Here is a 15,958-nt window from a genome sequence, read left to right as displayed (position 1 = left end):
GCCCTTGCGGAGCAATCGATCCCCAGAAGTAGGAATCATGACTGTCACAACGCAAGCACCGCTCACCGTCACCCTCGGCTCCAGCGGCGTCACTCCCGAGGACGTCGTCGCCGTCGCGCGCCACAACGCCCAGGTGACCATCTCCCAGGACGCACTGGACACCGTGGCCAAGGTGCGCGCCCACATCGATGACCTCGCCCACAGCGAAACCCCCGCTTACGGCATCTCCACCGGCTTCGGCGCCCTGGCCAACCGGCACATCCCCAATGACCTCCGCACCCAGCTGCAGAAGTCGCTCATCCGCAGCCATGCAGCCGGCATGGGCCCGGCCGTGGAGCGCGAAGTTGTCCGCGGCATCATGTTCCTGCGTGCCAAGACCCTCGCCTCCGGCCGCACGGGCGTCCGTCCCATAGTCCTGCAGACGATGGTGGACGTCCTTAACGCGGGCATCACGCCAGTGGTCCGGGAATTCGGCTCGCTCGGCTGCTCCGGCGACCTCGCCCCGCTTTCCCACTGCGCGCTGGTGCTGATGGGCGAAGGGCAGGCTGAAGGGCCCGACGGCGTGACGTACGGCGGGCGCGGGGAACAGACTGTCGCCGTGCTGCTTGCTGAGCACGGCATCGAGCCGGTTACCCTGGCCGAGAAGGAAGGCCTGGCGCTGGTCAACGGGACCGAAGGCATGCTGGGCATGCTCCTGATGGCCATCGCGGACCTCCGCCAGCTGCTGACGACGGCGGATATCACCGCAGCACTCAGCGTCGAGGCCCTGCTGGGCACGGACCAGGTGTTCCTGCCTGAGCTGCACGCGGCCCTGCGCCCGCACCCGGGCCAGGCGGCGAGTGCGGACAACATGCTGCGGGTCCTGTCGAACTCCCCAATTGTGGCGTCCCACCGTGTGGGCGATTCGAAGGTCCAGGACGCCTATTCGCTGCGCTGCGCCCCTCAGGTGGCCGGCGCCGCCCGGGACACTGTGGACTACGCCGCCCTGGTGGCGTCGCGCGAACTCGCGGCCGCCATCGATAACCCGGTGGTCCTGCCGGACGGGCGGGTCAGTTCAAACGGCAACTTCCACGGCGCACCCGTGGCCTACGTGCTGGACTTCCTGGCCATCGCTGTGGCGGACCTGAGCTCCATCGCCGAGCGCCGCACGGACCGGATGCTTGACCCGGCCCGTTCGCACGGGCTGCCGGCCTTCCTAGCCTCAGATCCGGGCGTCGATTCCGGCCTGATGATCGCCCAATACACCCAGGCGGGGCTGGTCTCCGACAACAAGCGGCTGGCAGTTCCGGCTTCGGTGGATTCCATTCCCAGTTCCGCCATGCAGGAGGACCACGTCTCGATGGGCTGGCACGCGGCCCGGAAGCTTCGCAAGGCGGTGGAGAACCTCCGCCGCGTTCTGGCGATCGAACTCGTGACGTCAGCCCGGGCCCTCGATATCCGCACCCAGCTATCCGGCGGGGAACTGGTTCCAGGCCCTGCGGGCAGCGCGGTCCTCAGAGCCTTGAGGGCCGTCGTCGAAGGCCCTGGCACCGACAGGTTCCTTTCTCCGGAACTTGAGCTGGCGGACCTTCTGGTCGCCTCCGGCGATGTCATTTCAGCGGCCGAATCCGCCGTCGGAAATCTAGCCTGACGGGGAATATTGTTCAGTCTGGCTTAGCTTCCCGTGCGCGTAGCGAAATATGTGGCGACACGTACATTTGAGCCGCGGGAAGTGTAGTAGAACTGAAGATGTAGTGAAAGTCACATCAAAGAGGCTGTGGCAGCAGAACGCATACAAAGGGGTAGAAGTTCACATGAAAGCACGTGGGGCAGTCCTAACGAGGCGCAATGCCCATTCGGCCACCATCTCGGACTGGAGAACACTCCGGCCTGGGGTTCGGGTGGAAATACTCAAGCATGCACATGTCATTGCGACCGGCGAAGTCGAGGAAGTGTCGGAGAGCGGAAACGTCCTGTGGCTGGTGCAAGCCGGTCCGTCCGAAAAACAGCTCTTCCTGAAGTCTGACGGAGTGCAGGTCCGCCGGAGCTAAACCCCCATACGCGGGCAAGTCCCCGCCGTTTGGCGGCCCCTGAACAGGGGCAGGCCGGAGGGCGGGGACTTTCTGTGTTTCGGGGCTTCTGTCTTTAAGGAATGCAGTACTGCAGAGCTAGGCTGCGATGTTCTCGTAGGTCTCACCGAAGGGAACGGACTCGTCGAGGGCTACGGTGTAGCGGCCGGGGTGCAGGCGGGTGACGAGTATGCCGCAGGCGGCATCTTTTGCCGCAGTCTCGATCAGCGTGGCTACAGCGGTGTCGAGTCCTGCGTGGACTTCGTCGGCCGTTGAGAACTCGAGGTCAATAGAGCGGAATTCCGCTGTTTCGACGGCTGGGAACTCGGCCAGGCGGCGTTCGAGGGTGGCGGTAGTCATGTGCGTGTCTTTCTGTGGTTCGTGCCGGGGAGCGCAGTCCATTCTACCGGCGGCCCCCGAAAATGTCAGATGACTGGTGTTTTCTACGCTGGATAGCGCTTTCCCCGAGGGCTAATTCTGCCATGGAGCAGCTGCTACGGCCAAAATTCCATTCGGAAGGGCCCAGGGGCAATGCAAAAATCCGAGGCTTGTCCGCAGGACCGCGCCACGAAGGCGGGAACTGCGGACAAGCCCCGGATCAATCGGAGCTTCGGCCAAACCGGCCCTAACTGGCCTTGACCGCCAATACCGGGCAGTCCGCCTCCAGCAAAATGCGCTGGGACGTGCTGCCCATGATCAGCTTGCCCACCGGAGTGCGGCGGCGAAGGCCGATCACAATCAGATCGGCATTGTGCTCCTCCGCGGCATCGAGGACCTCCGCTGCCGCGTCATGCCCACGGACCGGCTGCTTGATCACGTGGTCTATTCCCTGGGTGGCCAGACGGTCCTCGATGCTCTGGATCTCCGGCTCCTGGGCGTATCGGTTGTCCACCAGGGCATCGCCCTTGGAGGAGTTGATCACCAGCAGCGTGGTGTTGTTCTTACGGGCTTCGAGGATGGCTTGCGTCAGCGCCGCTTCGCCCTCGGGTGTCGGGACGTATCCCACAACGATCGTCATGGTGGCTCCTTGTGGTCAGTTGTCTGTGTCTTGGTTGGTGCTTGGTGGTCTTTGCTGATGGTCCTGCGGCAGTGGCCGGCGAATCAGCCGTCTGCGTCTGCTGGTTCGTTTCCGCGGGTGGCGTTTGGGGACAGGAGGCTGGTGGCCGGACGGTTGCGGCGGTACAGCTTGTACAGCAATGGCCAGAGCAGGATGATCGCGATGAGGATGTAGGTGCCCACGGCGATCGGTTCGCTCCAGAGACCGGCGGGGTCGCCCGCGCTGAGCTGCAGGCTCTTGCGCAGCTGGCCCTCGATCCGCGGCCCAAGGATCACGCCGAGGATGAGCGGCAGCACGGGGAGCCCGAAGCGGCGCATCATGAATCCCAACGCACCCAGGGCCAGCAGGAGCACCAGGTCGAACGCCTGCAGGTTCACCGAATAGGCGCCCAGCGTGGCGAAGAACAGGATGCCGGCATAAAGGTAGGGCCGGGGGAGCTGCAGGAGCTTGGCCCACAATGGTGCCAGCGGCAGGTTGATGAGCAGGAGAAGGAAGTTGCCGATGAAGAGGCTCGCGATCAATGCCCACACCAGCGGTCCCTCGTTGGAGAACAGCAGGGGTCCCGGCTGGATGCCGTAGGAGGTAAAAGCGGCCAACATCACGGCAGCCGTGGCGTTGGTGGGCAGGCCCAGGGCAAGGAGCGGGGTCATGGTGCCGGCGGCCGCCGCGTTGTTGGCTGCTTCGGGTCCGGCCACGCCCTCGATGGCGCCCTTGCCGAATTCCTCGGGGTGCTTGCTGAGGCGTTTCTCGGTGACGTAGGACAGGAACGTGGGGATTTCGGCGCCGCCGGCCGGGAGTGCCCCGAACGGGAAGCCGTACGCCGTTCCACGGAGCCAGGGCTTCCAGGACCGCTTCCAGTCCTGCTTGCCCATCCATGGACGTCCAACCGGAATGATCTGCAGCGGGTTACGGCGCAGGTGAGCGGCTACCCACAATGCCTCGCCCACCGCGAAGATGGCCACGGCCACCACCACGATGTCCAGGCCGTCAGCCAGCAAGGGCTGGCCGAAGGTGAGGCGGCGCTGACCCGTCACGGAATCGATTCCCACCAGGCCGATCGCCAGCCCAAGGCCCAGCGAAGCAAAGCCCCTGAGGCGGGATGAGCCAAGGACGGCAGTCACCGCCAGGAGGGCCAGCAGCATGATGGCGAAATAACTGGGTGCTCCGAGGCTGACGGCAAAATCCACCACAATGGGGGCACAGACGGCCAGCAATGCGGTGCCGATGGTGCCGGCCACGAAGGAGCCGATGGCCGCCGTCGCCAGCGCCTGGGCGGCCCTGCCCGCTTTTGCCATCTTGTTGCCTTCGATGGCCGTCACCACCGACGACGATTCCCCCGGCGTATTGAGCAGGATAGAGGTGGTGGAGCCGCCATACATGCCGCCGTAGTAAATGCCGGCAAACATAATGAAGGCGCTGGTTGGTTCCAGGGCATAGGTGACCGGGAGCAACAGGGCCACGGTCATGGCCGGTCCCAGGCCCGGGAGGACGCCGACGGCGGTGCCCAGGAGCACACCGATCACGGCGTAGAGGAAATTCATCGGGGTCAGGGCGGTGGCGAAACCGTCCATCAGGGAGGAGAAGACATCCATCAGAGAATCCCTTTCAGGAGGCCTGCGGGCAGCGGAATACCGAGGCCCAGGTAGAAGCCGTAAAAGGTGATCACTGAAAGGACCACGGAAATGATGCCGTCTCGCACATAGTGCCGGCTTCCCAGGGCCCAGGCGCTGCCCCAGAACAGGACAGTTCCGGAGATGACCCAGCCCGCCCAGTCGATCAGCAGGATGTTGGCCACGAAGGCTCCCACCAGCGGAAGGACTGTCTTCCAGTCCGCGGGGTGGGTGAGGTCAACGTCCTCGCCGCCTTCAGCCTCGCCCTGCCCGCCACGCAGCACGTTGATGGCCAACAGCACTGCGCACACGAGGAGGACGGCGGCCACGATCAAGGGCAAAGTCTTCGGCCCTACGGGGTCGGACTGGGAGTACGGAGTTGCCAGGGCAAGGGCGTCGACGAGGACGATGACGCCCACCGCCCCGAGCAGGAGGGCTACCCCCAGCTCGGAGCGGCCTTTGAGCCTGGCGGCCAAAGTTGGTGAGGAACTCACGCCAGGCCTAGCTTCGTGAGGACGTCCGCCACCCGCTTATCCTGCTCTGCCAGGAAGGTTTCGAATTCTTCGCCCGTAATGAAGGCGTCAGTCCAGCTGTGCGTCTTCAGCGCTTCCTTCCAGGCGTCGGTGCCGTGCATCTTTTCCAGGGCGCCGATCAGCTTGGCCTTGTCGTCATCGGTGATGCCCGGAGGAGCCACGATCCCGCGCCAGTTGGTGAACACCAGGTCGATGCCGGATTCCTTCAGCGTGGGGGCATCCACGCCTTCGAGCCGCTTCTCACCGCTGGTGGCCAGGACGCGGACCTCACCGGACTGGATCTGCTGCAGGTACTCACCGGCACCGGATGCTGCGAAGCCCACTTTGTTGCCGAGGATGGCAGGAAGGAGGTCACCGCCGCCGTCGTAGGAGACGAAGTTGACCTTGGTGGCGTCGATGCCCACCGCTCCCGCGAGCTGCATGGGCAGCAGGTGGTCAGGGCCGCCGGGCGAGGAACCGCCGCCGACGCTGATGGAACCGGGATCAGCCTTCCACGCGGTGACCAGGTCATTGATCGTTTTGTACGGCGAATTCTTGTTGACCATGATGGCCCCGGGCTCTTCGATGAGCTTGGCCAGCGGCGTTGTGGCGGTCAGCTTGGACTCGGACTTGTTGGTGTAGCTTGCGCCCACCACCCCAAGGCCCATGAGCATGGTGAGGTCGCCGTTGCCCTTTTCGTTGACGATGCGGGCCAGGCCCACGGTGCCGCCAGCGCCGGCGAGGTTGAAGACTTCGGTGTTCGTGGCGACCTTTTCGTCGTCGAGCACCTTTGCTGCGACGCGGGCGGTGGTGTCGTAGCCGCCACCGGGCGTGTTGGGGACCATGATCTTAAGATCTGTTACCGGGCCGGCTGCGGCGCCGGGGCTGGAAGTGCTGGTGGAGCTGCCGCCGGTGGCACCGCAGCCGGTGGCCATCAGGGCGATGCCGGCGGCGACGGCGGCGATTCGCAATGCGCGGATCTGGCGCATGGTGTTCCTCTTCTCATGAAAACTGATCAGCAGGGGCTGACTTGTAATTCCGATGCTAGGCCCGGGCGTGACGGGGGTCACTCTTGTGTACGCAGAGAACGTTAAGTTCATTGCGTTCACGTTTCGGACTTCCCTCCGTTGTCCCTCCCTTGTCCCTCCGGGGGCCATCAGAACTCTGCAGCGGGCATTGTTCAGGTAGCCTGACCTGCAGAAGACCCACCACCAGAGGAAAGAACCACAGTGACTCGACGAAGAGGAATGTCCCTCGCGGGGCAGTACCTGGTTCTGCAGTTGCTGATCGTCCTCGCTGTCCTCGTTGCCGTGGTGGCCATCTCGCTGGCCCAGTCGGCCGCGGCTTTCGAACGCACCGAAGGGCGCCGTGCGCTGTCCGCCGCCGAAGCGCTCGCTGCCAGCCCGACGGTCCGCGAACTGCTTCCTGCCGCGGAGCCACGGGCGGGGTCAGCCCTTCCCGCCGTGGTCGAGTCGGTGCGTACTGTGTCCGGCTCCTCGCACGTAGTGCTCGCAAAGCTGGACCGCACCGTCGTCGCTTCCTCCGATCCCAGCCTGCTGGGCCGGCAGATGGAGCTCGGCCCGAGCCGGGTCATGGACGGCCGCTCGTGGACAGGTGTTGTGTCCGGGTCCGGTACCCAATCCCTGTCCGCGCACGTGCCGGTCCTCGATGACGCCGGGAAGATGATCGGCATCGCCTCCGTCAGCCGCGACTATCCCTCCACACTGGAGCGGCTGGGGGACGCCGTCCCAAATCTCCTCACGTATCTGGGGGTTGCCAGCGTCCTGGGGGTGGCCGGTTCGTTGCTCCTGTCCCGCCGGGTGAAACGGCAGACCCTGGGCATGGAGCCCAGCGAAATTACCGGGCTGGTGGAAAACCGCGAGGCCATGCTCCATGGCTTGAAGGAAGGGGTGGTCGCCCTGGACCCGCACGAGCGCATCACCGTGGCCAATGACAGCGCCCGGGCGCTGCTCGGCCTGCCAGCGGACTGCGTTGGAAAGAGGGTGACGAGCCTTGCCGTGGAGCCGGCACTGAAGGAAGTCCTCACCCGCGAGCAGCCCGGAGCGGACCAGCTGGTGCTCGTCGGTGACCGCCTGGTGGTGCTGAACCGCGTTCCCATCAAGTCCCGCGGCCGGGACATCGGATCCGTCACCACGCTCCGTGACCGCACGGAGCTTTCCTCGCTGGAACAGGAACTGGGCGCCACGAGGACCGCCACGGACACGCTCCGCGCGCAGGCCCACGAATTCGCCAACCAGCTGCACGTGATCTCCGGGCTGATCCAGATCGGTGAATATGACTCGGTGGTGCAGTTCGTCAACGGCGCCACGCTGGACCGGACCCGGCTCAACGACGAGGTCACCAGCCGGATCCAGGACCCGGCGCTCGCTGCCCTGCTTATTGCCAAGTCCAGTCTCGCCACCGAACGCGGTGTCTCACTGCAGCTAGACCCGGAATCCGGCCTTGCCCGCGTTGACGACGAGCTTTCGCGCGATCTCACCACCGTCGTCGGGAACCTCGTGGACAACGCGTTCGACGCCGTCGCCGGGCTTCCGGAGGCAGCCGTCAGCGTGCACGTGGAGGACACAGCCGACGGCGTCACGGTCACCGTACGGGACACCGGCCCCGGTGTTCCCGGCCGGGACAGGGACGAGATCTTCCGCCAGGGGTTCACTACCAAAACACCCGGCCCGGGCGGCAGCCGCGGCTTCGGACTGGCGCTCTCGCGGGTGGTTTGCCGTCGCAGCGGCGGCGACCTCACCGTGGACAATGACAAGGGGGCAGTTTTCACCGCACGCCTGTTGCGGGCGCACGCGAGAGGTACACAGCCATGATCAAAGTCCTGATCGTCGACGACGACTTTATGGTGGCCAAGGTCCACGCGGGCTTCATCCAGCGCACTCCCGGGTTCGCCGTCGTCGGGGTCGCCCACACCGGTGCGCAGGCAGTGACCGAAACCGAACGCCTCCAACCTGACCTGGTCCTGCTGGATATCCACCTGCCGGACATCAACGGCCTGGACCTGATGCATCAGCTGCGCGACGTGGCTCCGGAGCTGGACGTGCTGGTGATCAGTGCCGCCCGCGAGGTGGACACTGTGCGCAAAGCCCTCCGCGGCGGAATTGTGCACTACCTCATCAAGCCGTTTTCGCAGACCGACCTGCAGGAACGGCTGGAGCACTACCGCAGCGCGTATCACGGCCTGGACTTGTCCAAGGATGTGGCGGAGCAGTCGGACGTCAACCGCGTGTTCGGCCTGGACCGGACCGAGCGGCCGCTGCCGAAGGGGTGCAGCGTCGAAACACTCAAGCTGGTGGAGGCGGCGCTGAAAGAGGCCGACGGCGACCTGTCCGCCGCGGAAGTGGCAGTCCAGCTGGGCACATCGCGCGTCAGCGCGCGACGTTACCTGGAATACCTTCACGACGAAGGCGTGTTGGAAGTCCGGCTCAAATACGGCGTGGGCCGGCCGGAGCGCAGGTATGTGCTGAAGGCCTGAGTGGTTGGGCCTAGCGCTCGCCGCCGGACGTCCGGCCCGGAAGGAATTCCGAGGGGAGCTCCGCCACGGGGATGATCACCATGTCCTGGACCTTCCAGTCCAGGCCAATGCAGGCCTCCCGGGCAGCCTCCAGCTGTTCCAGGCTTGGCATGCGGCCCCTGGCGGGGACCACAAACGATTCCACGTGGAACACGTGGCCCTCATCCCGAATCCGCGACTCAGCCGTCTCCGTCCAGTCCAGGCCACGGAGGTACTCGTCCAGCCGGTGCCCGAGCGGGTGCGGTTCGGCGTCGTCGTACGTCCTGGCCCGCTTGTCCATCAGGGCCGAGATGGCTGCCCGCGTGTTGCGGACGCCGTCATGCAGGATGCTGAAGGAGATAACCAGGGCTGCGGCGTAGTCGGCCCACCACAGGCCAAAGCCGATGCCCGCCACGCCCACGGCGGCGGCGGCCGCGGTCATCCAGTCCGCCTTGTTCATGTCAGCATCGGCAAAGAGGACTTTGTCGTGGAGTTTTTCGGCGAGCTTCATTTTGACCCGCCCGAGGAAAACCGGCGGGACCGCGGTGAGGATCATGGCGCCGATCATCATCCATCCCAGCCAAATGGTCTGGCCGAAGAAGTCGAAACCGCCGATGGTGGGGTGCTCGGCGCTGAGGAGTCCCATTCCGGAATCCACGATCAGGTAGGCGCCCATGACGGTCAGTGCCACGGCGGCCACCACATGGGCGATGCCCACCGCACGGTGGAATCCGTAGGGGTGCTCTTCGTTGGGCTTCCTGCGGATCACCTGCGCCGCCACCAGGAAGGAGATGGGTGGCAGGAAGGACAGGACATCTTCCACCCAGGCGGCCTTCATGGCCTGCGAGTTGCCCAGGACGGCGAAGACCAGCGCCGTGGACGCGGCCAGGAAGCCGATGGTGATCCACTCGAACTTCACGGCCTTGCGCAGGGCTTCCCTCTGCTCCTCGGGCAGTTCCGTGTGTCCGAAGCGCACGGGGGCGCCCTTGACCATGGTCATCGCTGCTCCTTCGCTTCCATCAGGAACTTGTCGAGTTCCAGCAGGAACGCATTCTCGCCCAACGGCACCAGCATCACGTGCTTATGAAGGGAGTCGCGGCTGTCACGGGATTCCGCGTAGACCCGGGTCAGCCCGCCGTGCTGGGCCCACGGGGTCTTGTCGTCGAGGCCACCGATGACCAGGTCCAGCTGCCCATGCTTGAGTTCCTCGGCCAAAACGTGTTCGGTTCCGGGCACCCAGTCAATGTCCGCACCGAGCCTGGCGGCGAAGTCCCGGACCAGGTCCGCGTCCGTGCCCTGCACGTCTTCGCCTGAAATTTCCACCCATTCGCCGTTTTCGCTGGCACCCACGCGCAGGGTGCCGTCCACCACACGCTCCAGCGTTCCGGCGGGATCCGCCGGATACGTTCCGCAGCCTGCCAGTGCCAGCGCGGAGGCCAGTACCAAGGCAACTTTGCTTCCCAATCGTCGCATGCGGGCTCCTCAGATAGGCGTCGTCAACTCCATTAGACAGCCTACTTACCTTTCTGTGCCACGGAACCGTTTTGCCACAGCACGACGGGCAGCCGTGCGCTGGGCCGCAGTGCATTGGGCCGCAGTGCTTTAGGCCGCAGGGGAGGTCAGCGAAGCAGCGTGTTCACTAACCTGGCGGCAACTTTCGCAGTCCGGCCGTCGACGTCGAAACCCGGGTTCAGCTCGGCCACGTCGAAATGCAGGAGCTTTCCGCTGTCCGCCACCTGCCGGCACACCGCGCTGATCACCGGCAGGGGCACTCCATAGGCGGCGGGCGCGCTCACGCCGGGAGCCACCGACGCCGGCAGCACGTCAAGGTCGATGGTCAGGTACAGCACGTCCACGCTGTCCAGGAACTGCGCAACGAAAGCCCCTACCCGTTCGCCGGAGCAGTCCTCATCCAGCAGGTACTCCACACCCAACCGCTCCGCCGTGCCGAAAAGCGCCCGGGTGTTGTTCGGCTCGGAGATCCCGACGACGGCATAGCGGAAGTCGCGCCCCGCGGCAGCTTCCGTCCGGGCCATTTGGAGGAACGGCGTGCCGGAGCTGGGCAGCGGTTCGTCCCGGAGGTCGAAGTGGGCGTCCAGGTTCAGGACGCCCAGACGCCGGCCGCCACGCACCGCATCGGAGCCGGTCACCCCCAGATAGCTTGCAAAGGCGGTCTCGTGCCCGCCGCCCAGCACCACAGTGAGCCTGCCGGCGTCGATCATGGCGGCAATAGCTCGCCCGGCACGGGCCTGGCCCGCCTCCAGCGCGCCGTCCGCAACCACCACGTCCCCGGCATCGGACACCGCACGGTCCACGTGGAAGGCCAACGGTGCCAAGGCAGTTCGGATTGCTGCGGGGGCGAGGGCTGCGCCGGTCCTGCCCTTGTTGCGCAGCACGCCTTCATCGCTCGCGAATCCGAGGAAGACGGCGGGTCGCGGGGCATCAGCCGGCCCCCGGAGCTCTGCTGGCGTAAGCGAGGCCGCACGGTTAACCGAACCATCGGCGTCGCCCTGCATATACGGCGACACCGCCTGCCACCACCGCCGATGTTCGCCGCCATCGCCGTCGAACCGCCCTGTCCAGGGCTGCGGGGGAACGTCGATGGTGAGTGCGGGGAGTGCCATGTTTCAAGCTCATCGCATGCCAACTGCGAAAGCGAGCCGGACCGCCGTCGTAATGTCTGTAATTCCGGAATTGAGGTTTACCGGGGCACCGGACCCAGCGACGCCGGCTGCTGTGGCGGCGGGGTGTGGCGGCGGGGGTGCGGCGGCACTGGGGCTAGAGTGGAGCAATCCCTCACATGGGTGCCCCTGTCCGCGGGCAGGGGCCGTGGCAGTTACACCGAGTGCAATGAAGCAGGCCGGAACACCATGTTTGAAGCGCCCAGCATCCTCTTCGCCGTGGCAGGCGCCGCGGTTTTTGTTGCCGCAATCCTCCCCAAGCTCCTGCGCAACGCGCCTTTCTCCATGCCCATGGTGTTCCTCGGCGCCGGGATGGCGGCCTTCTCCCTGATACCGGGCCTGCCCGATCCGGATCCGATCGTGCACAGCGATCTTGCCCTGCACCTCTCGGAGATCTGCGTCATCATTTCCCTGATGGGCGCGGGCCTGGCCCTGGACCGGCCCGTAGGGCGCCGGAACTGGTCCACCACCTGGCGGCTCCTCGGGATAGCCATGCCGTTGTGCATCATTGCCCTGACCTTGCTGGGGCTGTGGTTCCTGGGGCTGGGACTGGGCGCTGCCCTGCTGGTGGCATCAGCCCTGGCACCCACGGATCCGGTGCTGGCCTCCGAAGTGCAGGTGGGTGAGCCGGCTGACGTACAGGAAGAAGCGGACCAGGAGGACGAAGTCCGCTTCGGGCTGACGTCCGAGGCCGGCCTGAACGACGGGCTAGCGTTCCCGTTTGTGTACCTCGCCATCGCCATCAGCGTGGTGGGCGCGTCGCCGTCGGCCTGGTTCCCGCAGTGGATTGGCGTGGATGTGGCCTGGCGGCTGGGCGTGGGGGTCCTCATGGGTTTTCTCATCGGGAAAGTGCTGGCCCTGCTGTTTTTCTCGGCCAGCAAGGAAAGCATGCGGCTGGCAAACCACTCCGAAGGGTTCGTGGCCCTGGCGGCAACGTTCCTGGCCTACGGCTTGACCGAGATGGTTGAGGGTTATGGTTTCATCGCCGTCTTTGTCTGTGCTGTGACCATCCGGTCCGCGGAGCATACCCACGGCTACCACCGCGTGCTTCACTCCTATGTGGAGCAGCTCGAACGGCTCATGACCGTGGTGATCCTTGTCCTGCTCGGCGGTGCGATTGCCCGCGGACTCCTGGCGGGCATCGGCTGGACGGAGTTCCTGGTCGCGTTGGCGTTCCTGCTCTTGGTGCGGCCGGCAGCCGGCTGGGTCGGGTTGCTGGGCGGAAAGACCGGCCCGCGGGAGCGCATTGCCCTTTCCTTCTTCGGGATCCGGGGCATCGGCTCCCTGTACTACCTCGCGTATGCCCTGGGCAAAGGGCAGTTCTCGGAGCAGGCCGAGTGGCTGTGGTCCTTTGTGGGGCTGGTGGTGGCCCTGTCCATCGTGATCCATGGGGCCACCACCTCGCCGCTCATGAACCGGCTGGACCGTCTCCGCGAGCGAAAGGCCGTCGCGGAGTCCGGCGATGAAGGCAAGGCCCCTACTACGCCGGTGTGAGCCTTGGCTGCCTATGAGCCCGCCGTGAAGCCGCGTTGAACTACATTCCCAGCGCGGCCTCAATCGGTCCTACCGCGAAGAACAGCAGGAAGGCACCGGCCACCGCCCACATGAGCGGGTGGACATCCTTGACCCGTCCCTGCACGACGCGGATCAGGACGTAACCAATGAATCCGGCGCCCAAACCGTTGGCGATCGAGTACGTGAACGGCATCAGGGTGATCGTCAGGAAGGCCGGGAGGGCAATGCCCCAGTCCTGCCAGTCGATCTTTCCCACCTGGGACACCATCATGAAGCCAACAACCACCAGGGCCGGAGCCACGGCTTCGAAAGGCACCAGGTTGATCAAGGGCGTGAAGAACATGGCCACCAGGAACAGCAGGCCGGTGACGATGGAAGCAATGCCGGTTCGCGCGCCTTCACCAATGCCTGCGCCGGCCTCCACGAAGATCTGGTTCGAGGAGACCGAAGCGCCGCCGCCGACGATGGCGCCGAGGGCGTCCACCTGCAGGACACGGTCGACGTCGGGGATGTTGCCGTGTTCGTCCACCGTGCCGGCCTCGTTGGCCAGGCCCACCATGGTGCCCATCGCGTCGAAGAAGATGCTGAGCAGGATCACGAAGGCCAGGAGGGTGGCGGCCACGAAGCCCAAGTGCTCAAAGGCGCCGAACGGGTTGGCCTTGCCAATCAGCGAGAGGTCCGGGGCGGCCCATCCCGAGAAAGCGGGAGCAACCAGGGACCAGCCCTGAGGGTTGAACGGCTTGTCCGGGGCGACGCTGGGTCCGATGTGCAGTGTCAGCTCCAGGATTACGGAGATGACGGTGGAGGCGATGATGCCGATCAGGATGGCCCCCTTGACCTTCCGCACCACCAGGGCGATGGTGAGGACCAGGCCGAACACAAACACTGCAGTTGGCCAGCCCAGGAGCTTGCCGTCGAAGCCCAGGCCCACGGGGACCGTGGTTCCGGCGACGTCGGGGATACGGCGGACAAAGCCGGCGTTCACCAGGCCAATCAGGGCAATGAACAGGCCGATGCCCACCACAATGGCGGTTTTGATGCCGTCCGGAACGGCCTTGAACACAGCGGTCCGGAAGCCGGTGAGGACCAGGATCAGCATGGTGACGCCGGAAAGCACCACCAGGCCCATCATGTCCGGCCAGGTCAGGCCCGGGTTGGTGGCCACGGTGACGGCCACGAAGGCGTTCACGCCCAGGCCGGTGGCTAAGGCGAACGGGTGCTTTGCCCAGGCCCCCATGAGGATGGTGAGGATGCCGGCCACAAAGGCGGTCACGGCAGCCACGGCAGGGAAGCCGAGGGAGTTGCCGCTGGAGTCGGCGCCGGAGAGGATCAGCGGGTTCAGCACCACGATGTAGCTCATGGCGAAGAAGGTGGCGAACCCGCCGCGGATCTCGCGGGAGAGGTTGGACCCCCGCTCGGTGATCTTGAAGTACCGGTCCAGTGCAGAGCCTTGCTTAAGCATTAGTCCTCCGGGGGAGTCGTGGGGATAGTTGAATCCTATGGGCCGTCAGGGCGGCCGGCCGGCAAATTCGCCTAGTCTGTAAGGAAGCCAACACAAGGGAGCAGTCCAAGCATGCGTTCCATCCGCCGCCAGTTTCTGAGCGCCGTGCTCGGTTCGTTCGTCCTCGCCGCCCTGATTCTGGGACTGGCCGGACCTGCCTCAGCCCACGACGCCGCTGAATCCAGCAGCCCCGCCCAAGGCGCTACCGTGGCCACGCCACCGGAAACCGTTTCGGTCACCTTCAACAACAATCCCCTGGGCATTGGCTCGCAGTTCTCCGTGAAGGACGCGGCAGGTGCTGAGTGGGCGGACGGCGGCGTCGAGATCGTCGACAACGTGGCCTCCCAAAAGCTCAAGGCCGGCGCTCCTGCCGGAGCCTACACGGTGAGCTGGAGGGTGGTCAGTTCGGATTCCCACCCCATTGAGGGGACGTTCGGGTTCACCGCCACGGCGGCTGCCGCCGGTGCGGCACCCGGAGCAGGATCGACGTCGGGCCCTGCCGTCCCCGGCATGGCTTCAGCGCAGCCGGGCATCACCGCGAACCCGTTGCCCGCCCAGGACGCATCCCAGCCGTTCCCCTGGAGCCTGGTGATCTTCGCGGCCGTGGCCGTGGGCCTTCTGGCGGCCATCGGCATCCTCGCCAAACGGCGCCTGGCCGCGGGCGGCGACGAAGAAGACAGCCCATAGCAAGGGCGGATTGCCGCCGTCCCGGCAGGCGGGACTCCCGGCAGGCGGGACTCCCCGCGGGGGTGAGTCAGCGCAGGCCCTACGCGGGGAGGACGGCGAAAGTGCTGGTGAGCATGGTGGGTGCGTTCTCCGGGTGGACTTTCGAGGAGATCGCTTGGCCCACGGTCTTAGCCTGGCGCAGGACTTCCTTGGGCGATGGCGTGATCAGGTCGCCCACCCCCACCAGGTAGATGCCGATAGCCCGCATCGCGGCCACCAGGTTGCGTCCCACGGCAATGCCGAAATCGCTCAGCATGCGGCGCAGTTGGCTGTGGGCGCAGCGGGTGAGGACGATGTGGTCGGCAAGCAGGACGCCGGTGGGCGTGCGCACCTCCCACATGTGCGATGCCGCCCCTTCGGCCGTTGCCCCGTCGGCCATGGCCCCCTGGACCGGCGCCGGGCGGACCATGCTCAGCTGGATGGCGCGGGTGGTGTTGCGGACGTCCACCTGGTGGCTGGCCGCATAATTGCGCAGGTGGCGGAGGATTTCGTTCCGCTCCCGGAGGGAAACGGAGTCGGCTGCGTCGCAGCGTTGCAGCGAAGCGGTATTGGCCGGTTGTCCGGCGCCCAGGATGTCGAGCCCGTCCACCACGATTGAGTGCACACCCCTGCGGCGCAGTTCGGCGGCCACGGCCAAGCCTGAGAGGCCTGTGCCGATAATCACCGTGGTGGTCTGTTCGGTCCCGCCATTCACAGGCATGCTTGACACTACAGTTTCCTCCTTCGAAGGTGTGGGCAAACGCAGGCATCATCGCCATGCTCTCGCTCCGTTACCCCCAAAGTCCGGTCGCAAT

Annotated in this window: 16 protein-coding genes; 6 read left to right on the top strand and 10 right to left on the bottom strand. The window is 65.7% G+C overall.

Annotated features, from left to right (window positions below; translation table 11 throughout):
• Window positions 1–37 precede the first annotated feature (37 nt).
• Together hutH and ACFC25_RS08075 are read left to right on the top strand one after the other, a co-directional pair.
• The gene (gene hutH / locus ACFC25_RS08080; protein WP_376044707.1) at window positions 38–1,630 is read left to right on the top strand and encodes a histidine ammonia-lyase; all 1,593 of its coding nucleotides are present in this window, start codon (window positions 38–40) and stop codon (window positions 1,628–1,630) included.
• A gap of 163 nt (window positions 1,631–1,793) precedes the next feature.
• A complete protein-coding gene (locus ACFC25_RS08075) occupies window positions 1,794–2,030 on the top strand; it encodes a hypothetical protein (protein WP_337347117.1) in 237 nt (78 codons plus the stop codon).
• 117 nt (window positions 2,031–2,147) lie between these two features.
• Here the strand turns inward: ACFC25_RS08075 and ACFC25_RS08070 are convergent, their stop codons facing one another.
• The 5 genes from ACFC25_RS08070 to ACFC25_RS08050 form a co-directional block, all read right to left on the bottom strand.
• Window positions 2,148–2,408 carry a hypothetical protein gene (locus ACFC25_RS08070; protein WP_376044706.1) on the bottom strand — a complete coding sequence of 87 codons (261 nt, stop codon included), beginning with the start codon at window positions 2,406–2,408 and terminating at the stop codon, window positions 2,148–2,150.
• Window positions 2,409–2,673: 265 nt separating this feature from the next.
• The gene (locus ACFC25_RS08065) at window positions 2,674–3,066 is read right to left on the bottom strand and encodes a universal stress protein (RefSeq protein ID WP_337347115.1); all 393 of its coding nucleotides are present in this window, start codon (window positions 3,064–3,066) and stop codon (window positions 2,674–2,676) included.
• Window positions 3,067–3,149: 83 nt separating this feature from the next.
• A complete protein-coding gene (locus ACFC25_RS08060) occupies window positions 3,150–4,697 on the bottom strand; it encodes a tripartite tricarboxylate transporter permease (protein WP_337347114.1) in 1,548 nt (515 codons plus the stop codon).
• Complete coding sequence (locus tag ACFC25_RS08055) at window positions 4,697–5,209, bottom strand: tripartite tricarboxylate transporter TctB family protein (protein ID WP_337347113.1); 513 nt, start codon at window positions 5,207–5,209, stop codon at window positions 4,697–4,699. The genes ACFC25_RS08060 and ACFC25_RS08055 overlap by 1 nt, the downstream gene beginning before the upstream one ends.
• Window positions 5,206–6,216, bottom strand: coding sequence for a Bug family tripartite tricarboxylate transporter substrate binding protein (locus ACFC25_RS08050; RefSeq protein ID WP_376044705.1), 1,011 nt, complete (start codon window positions 6,214–6,216; stop codon window positions 5,206–5,208). The genes ACFC25_RS08055 and ACFC25_RS08050 overlap by 4 nt, the downstream gene beginning before the upstream one ends.
• Window positions 6,217–6,474: 258 nt before the next feature.
• Here ACFC25_RS08050 and ACFC25_RS08045 point away from each other — a divergent pair, with 258 nt between their 5' ends.
• A complete protein-coding gene (locus ACFC25_RS08045; protein ID WP_376044739.1) occupies window positions 6,475–8,061 on the top strand; it encodes an ATP-binding protein in 1,587 nt (528 codons plus the stop codon).
• Window positions 8,058–8,723 carry a response regulator gene (locus ACFC25_RS08040; protein ID WP_337347111.1) on the top strand — a complete coding sequence of 222 codons (666 nt, stop codon included), beginning with the start codon at window positions 8,058–8,060 and terminating at the stop codon, window positions 8,721–8,723. The genes ACFC25_RS08045 and ACFC25_RS08040 overlap by 4 nt, the downstream gene beginning before the upstream one ends.
• Window positions 8,724–8,733: 10 nt before the next feature.
• Here the strand turns inward: ACFC25_RS08040 and ACFC25_RS08035 are convergent, their stop codons facing one another.
• The 3 genes from ACFC25_RS08035 to hutG form a co-directional block, all read right to left on the bottom strand.
• Entirely contained in the window at window positions 8,734–9,735 is a 1,002-nt protein-coding gene (locus ACFC25_RS08035) for a cation transporter (protein ID WP_376044738.1), read from the bottom strand.
• A 2-nt stretch (window positions 9,736–9,737) separates the two neighbouring features.
• Window positions 9,738–10,214 carry a transporter substrate-binding domain-containing protein gene (locus ACFC25_RS08030; protein WP_376044704.1) on the bottom strand — a complete coding sequence of 159 codons (477 nt, stop codon included), beginning with the start codon at window positions 10,212–10,214 and terminating at the stop codon, window positions 9,738–9,740.
• A gap of 146 nt (window positions 10,215–10,360) precedes the next feature.
• Complete coding sequence (hutG, locus tag ACFC25_RS08025) at window positions 10,361–11,365, bottom strand: formimidoylglutamase (RefSeq protein ID WP_376044703.1); 1,005 nt, start codon at window positions 11,363–11,365, stop codon at window positions 10,361–10,363.
• A 246-nt stretch (window positions 11,366–11,611) separates the two neighbouring features.
• Here hutG and ACFC25_RS08020 point away from each other — a divergent pair, with 246 nt between their 5' ends.
• Window positions 11,612–12,916, top strand: a complete 1,305-nt coding sequence (locus ACFC25_RS08020) for a cation:proton antiporter (protein WP_337347107.1) — start codon at window positions 11,612–11,614, stop codon at window positions 12,914–12,916.
• Between the two features lie 40 nt (window positions 12,917–12,956).
• Here ACFC25_RS08020 and ACFC25_RS08015 read toward each other — a convergent pair whose 3' ends face one another.
• Complete coding sequence (locus ACFC25_RS08015) at window positions 12,957–14,399, bottom strand: NCS2 family permease (protein WP_376044702.1); 1,443 nt, start codon at window positions 14,397–14,399, stop codon at window positions 12,957–12,959.
• Between the two features lie 111 nt (window positions 14,400–14,510).
• On the opposite strand from ACFC25_RS08015, the gene ACFC25_RS08010 reads away from it, so the two are divergent.
• Window positions 14,511–15,125 carry a copper resistance protein CopC gene (locus ACFC25_RS08010; RefSeq protein ID WP_376044701.1) on the top strand — a complete coding sequence of 205 codons (615 nt, stop codon included), beginning with the start codon at window positions 14,511–14,513 and terminating at the stop codon, window positions 15,123–15,125.
• 79 nt (window positions 15,126–15,204) lie between these two features.
• Here the strand turns inward: ACFC25_RS08010 and ACFC25_RS08005 are convergent, their stop codons facing one another.
• Window positions 15,205–15,864, bottom strand: a complete 660-nt coding sequence (locus ACFC25_RS08005; protein WP_376044737.1) for an NAD(P)-binding protein — start codon at window positions 15,862–15,864, stop codon at window positions 15,205–15,207.
• Window positions 15,865–15,958: the final 94 nt, after the last annotated feature.

Origin of the sequence: Pseudarthrobacter sp. NPDC055928, from assembly GCF_042270935.1 — a bacterium.
In the GTDB taxonomy this organism is placed as follows: domain Bacteria; phylum Actinomycetota; class Actinomycetes; order Actinomycetales; family Micrococcaceae; genus Arthrobacter.
This window is presented reverse-complemented; position numbering and strand designations above follow the sequence as displayed.